The following is a 4685-nucleotide window of genomic DNA, read 5'->3' as shown; positions in this document are numbered from 1 at the left end:
CGTCGGCCCTGCCCTCGTCGCGGCGGTCACGGCGCTCGCCGGCCGCCTTCTCCTCGTTGGCGGGCTGTCCGGGGATGTCGATCTGCTGCTGAGTTTCCTGCTGGCCGTCCGCGGCGGACTCGCCCGTACGTGCCGTGGAGGTCGCCCGGCGCTTCGGCCTGGACTCGGCGGCCTCTTCGGAGGCGTCGGTGCTCTTGGCCGCCGGCGCGGGCCCGGAACCTGCCGAACTGCCGCCCGACTGCCTCTCCTTGATGGTCTCGATCAACTGGCTCTTGCGCATCCGCGCCGTGCCCTTGATGCCAAGTCCGGAGGCAACCTGCTGAAGCTCGGCGAGCACCATGCCCTCGAGCCCGGTGCCGGAGCGCCGACGTTTGGGCGCGGCACCGGAGGCGGGCGCGGCGGCGTCCGTAGCAGGCGCGGCGGCATCGCCGGCGGCCTTACCCGCGGAGGAGTTACCTCCCTCGGCGGGAGCGGCGTTCACGCCCATCAGATCGGTGGTGTCGCTCACAAAGGGTCCTTCCCTGGAGCGGACGTCGGCCTGTCTGGCTCGGCGACCGGTCGTGCTGTCCGGCGTGGTCCTGTGCGAGCGGACCTGGCCGGGACGGTGGTCCCGTCTGTACGTGCGACGGGGAGATCAATTCACTGGTTCGGCGTGCAACGAGGACATGTGCGTCCCGCACGTCGGCTCCGGAGCGGGCTCGGAACTGCTCCACAAGAAAGACAGCGCGGGAGGCTCCTGGAGGAAGAGGCGATCCCTGGGACTCCGCCCTGGGGGATCACACAAGCACTGCACCCTACGGACCACCATAAACCTTCACGTGTGGGCCACGAGACTGCGAGTACAGACTTGAGGTTAACACTACCGGATCCAACAAACATTCCCCCTCTCCCGGATCTCTCCCCGGATCAGCGCCCGCTCCCGGGCGTGGCCTGGTGTGATCACTGTCAGTGCGTCGTGCGGCGTCACTCAGGTGCACCGCGCTCCGTCCCGTCCGCCGCCAGCGGGAGCACGCTGGCTCCCGCGACGTCGAGGCTCAGCCGGTTGGCCGTCCATTCCTCTCCCGCCAGCCGGGTCACCTTGTCGGCGGCTCCGTGCCCCTCGGGCAGTGCGAGCACCGTGGGCCCCGCACCGGAGACGACCGCCGGGACGCCGTCCGCGCGCAGCCGGTTCACCAGCTCCACGCTCTCCCGCATCGCCGGAGCGCGGTATTCCTGGTGCAGCCGGTCCTCCGTCGCGGGCAGCAGCAGTTCGGGCCGCCTGGTCAGTGCCTCCACGAGCAGCGCGGCACGGCCGGCGTTGAACGCCGCGTCGACATGCGGGACATGACGCGGCAGCAGTCCCCGCGCGGTCTCGGTGAGTACCGGTTTCGCGGGGACGAAAACCACCGGGACGACGGATTCCGCGGGCTCCATCCTGATCGCCCGCGCCGCGCCGGCGTCCAGCCAGGCCAGGGTGAAACCGCCCAGCAGGCAGGCGGCGACATTGTCCGGGTGGCCCTCGATCTCGGTGGCCAGCTCCAGCATCGCGGCGTCGTCGAGTCTGGCCTCGCCCCCGGTCGTCACCGCGCGGGCGGCGACGATCCCCGCGCAGATGGCGGCGGAGGACGATCCGAGACCGCGCCCGTGCGGGATGCGGTTGGCACAGACGACCTCCAGGCCGCGCGGCTGGCCACCGAGCAGGTCGAAGGCGGTACGGAGCGACCGTACGAGCAGATGGTCCTCGTCGCGGGACAGGGTCTCGGCGCCCTCGCCGGCGATGTCGACGTGCAGACCGGAGTCGGCGACCCGGACCACGACATCGTCATACAGGCCCAGCGCGAGGCCCAGCGCGTCGTAGCCGGGGCCGAGGTTGGCGCTGGTGGCGGGGACACGCACACGGACAGCTGCGGCGCGAAACGCGGGACCGGCCATCTCCCGATGACTCTCCTTGGTTGGTGGTGACGCTGATTCTCATGGCCCGTGGACCGTGGCCCGTGGACCGTCGAGTACGGCCCGCGGAACGCGGAACGCGGCGGCGGGCCCGGCCGGTCGCCGGCCCGCCGTCCCCGGGCCTGACGGTCCGGGTGCGGGTCCCGAGGTGGGGTCCCTCCGGCGCGGCAGGAGGGAATACCCGAAGTAGCCGTGGGGGCTCGGGGTTGACACAAGCTTATCGAAGGAAGGTTCACCGGCGACACAGGGCGCACGGGAGGCGCACGATGCGTGTCGTGAGCAGCGCCGCGCTCCCTCGCCGGCCGGCTCGCCCGCCCCTCTCCGGGAATCGCTTCCCGGCTGCTCAGGCGAGTCCCAGCCGTTCCGCCGCGGCGTCCGCGTCGACCGGCACCGTCACCGGCGGCGGCGCGCCCGCGACCGCCCAGTCCGGGTCCTTGAGGCCGTTGCCGGTCACCGTGCACACGACCCGCCGTCCCCGCTCCAGCGTGCCCTGTTCGGCCGCCTGCAGCAGTCCGGCCACCGAGGCGGCCGACGCGGGCTCGACGAAGACACCCTCCCGCGCCGCCAACAGCTTGTAGGCGCGCAGGATCTGACGGTCGGTCACCGAATCGATGAAGCCGCCCGACTCGTCGCGCGCCTGCTCCGCGAGCGTCCAGGAGGCGGGGTTGCCGATCCGGATGGCGGTGGCGATCGTGCTCGGGTCCTTGACGGGCTCGCCGCGCACGATGGGTGCGGCTCCGGAGGCCTGGAAGCCCCACATGTGCGGCGTACGAGTGGCGGGACCGTCCGCCGCGTATTCGCGGTAACCCTTCCAGTACGCCGTGATGTTGCCCGCGTTGCCCACCGGCAGGACGTGGATGTCGGGCGCGTCTCCGAGCATGTCGACGATTTCGAAGGCGGCTGTCTTCTGGCCCTCGATGCGGTACGGATTGACCGAATTGACCAGCGCCACAGGGTACTTGTCGGACAGACCGCGGGCGAGGGTGAGGCAGTCGTCGAAGTTGCCGTCGACCTGGAGGATCTTCGCGCCGTGCACGAGCGCCTGGCCCATCTTGCCCAGCGCGATCTTGCCCTGCGGCACCAGGACCGCGCAGACCATGCCCGCCCGTACGGCATAGGCGGCGGCCGACGCCGAAGTGTTGCCCGTGGAGGCGCAGATGACGGCCTGGGCGCCCTCTTCCTTCGCCCGCGTGATGGCCACCGTCATGCCGCGGTCCTTGAAGGAACCGGTGGGGTTGGCGCCCTCGACCTTGAGATGGACCTCGCAGCCGGTGAGCTCGGACAGCAGCTGCGCCGGCACCAGCGGGGTGGCGCCCTCGCGCAGGCTGACGGGGGTGGTGTCCGCGCCGAGCGGGAGCCGGTCGCGGTACTCCTCGATGATGCCGCGCCACTGGCGTGCGGTGCCGGGTGCGGCGGCTGCTCCTGATGTGGCGGCTACGCCGGATTCCATGATCGTCACTGTTCCTTAGCTCCCTGATCCCCGATGCCCGCTGTTCCCGCTGTCTGTTCCGCTATTCGCCTTCGACCCGCATGATGCTCGCGACGCCGCGTACGGTGTCCAGTTTGCGCAGTGCCTCGACGGTCGCGCTCAGCGCGGCGTCGGCGGCCCGGTGGGTGACGACGACCAGCCACGCCTCGCCGTCCTTGCCCTGCTGGCGGACGGTGTCGATGGAGACGCCGTGCTCCGCGAAAGTGGTGGCGACCTGGGCGAGGACGCCGGGCTTGTCGGCCACGTCGAGGCTGATGTGATAGCGCGTGACGACCTCGCCCATGGGCGAGACGGGGAGCTGCGCGTACGCCGACTCACCCGGCCCCTTGGCACCGTTGAGCTTGTTGCGGCAGGCGGCAACCAGGTCACCCAGCACGGCCGAGGCCGTGGGCGCGCCGCCCGCGCCGGGCCCGTAGAACATCAGCTGGCCGGCCGCGTCCGACTCGACGAAGACCGCGTTGTACGCCTCGCGGACGCTGGCCAGGGGGTGGCTGAGCGGGATCATCGCCGGGTGCACGCGTGCGGTCACGGAGCGGCCGTCGGCGGCCCGCTCGCAGATGGCGAGCAGTTTGACCGTACAGCCCATGCGCTTGGCGGAGGCGATGTCCGCGGCGCTGACCTCGGTGAGGCCCTCACGGTGCACGTCGTCCAGGCGGACCCGGGTGTGGAAGGCGATCCCGGCGAGGATGGCGGCCTTGGCGGCGGCGTCGAAGCCCTCGACGTCGGCGGTCGGGTCGGCCTCGGCGTAGCCGAGCGCGGTGGCCTCGTCCAGCGCCTCGCCGTAGCCGGCGCCGCTGGAGTCCATCCGGTCGAGGATGAAGTTGGTGGTGCCGTTGACGATGCCGACGACGCGGTTGACCTTGTCGCCCGCCAGGGACTCGCGCAGCGGCCGCACCAGGGGGATGGCGGCGGCGACGGCGGCCTCGTAGAAGAGGTCGGCGCCGTACTTCTCGGCGGCCTCGTGGAGGGTGGAGCCGTCCTCGGCGAGCAGCGCCTTGTTGGCGGTGACGACGCTGGCGCCGTGCTCGAAGGCGGTGGTGATCAGGGCCCGGGCGGGCTCGATGCCGCCGATCACCTCGACGACGACGTCGACGTCCTCGCGCCGGGCGAGGCCCACCGCGTCGGTGGTGACGAGCGTGGGGTCGATTCCCTCCCGCACCCGGTCGGGGCGGCGCACGGCGACGCCGGCCAGTTCGACGGGGGCGCCGATGCGGGCGGCGAGGTCGTCCGCGTGCGTCGTCATGATGCGTGCCACCTCTGAGCCGAC

4 protein-coding genes are annotated in these 4685 nt (G+C 71.7%); all 4 read right to left on the bottom strand.

The window, feature by feature from the left end:
* Nucleotides 1-508, bottom strand: a 508-nt coding sequence (locus ACRDP3_RS09440) for a Rho termination factor N-terminal domain-containing protein (RefSeq protein WP_431516414.1), incomplete at its 3' end; no start/stop codon positions are given.
* Between the two features lie 455 nt (nt 509-963).
* On the bottom strand, nt 964-1911 hold the full coding sequence (gene thrB, locus ACRDP3_RS09435; protein WP_431516413.1) for a homoserine kinase: 948 nt from the start codon (nt 1909-1911) through the stop codon (nt 964-966).
* A 361-nt stretch (nt 1912-2272) separates the two neighbouring features.
* Complete coding sequence (gene thrC, locus ACRDP3_RS09430; RefSeq protein WP_431516412.1) at nt 2273-3379, bottom strand: threonine synthase; 1107 nt, start codon at nt 3377-3379, stop codon at nt 2273-2275.
* Between the two features lie 61 nt (nt 3380-3440).
* The coding region (locus ACRDP3_RS09425; protein WP_431516411.1) for a homoserine dehydrogenase at nt 3441-4685 on the bottom strand (1245 nt) is incomplete at its 5' end.

It is taken from the genome of Streptomyces sp. (assembly GCF_050698815.1).
GTDB lineage: Bacteria > Actinomycetota > Actinomycetes > Streptomycetales > Streptomycetaceae > Streptomyces.
Note: the sequence above shows the minus strand (reverse complement) of the source record. Positions and strands in the feature narration are given on the sequence as shown.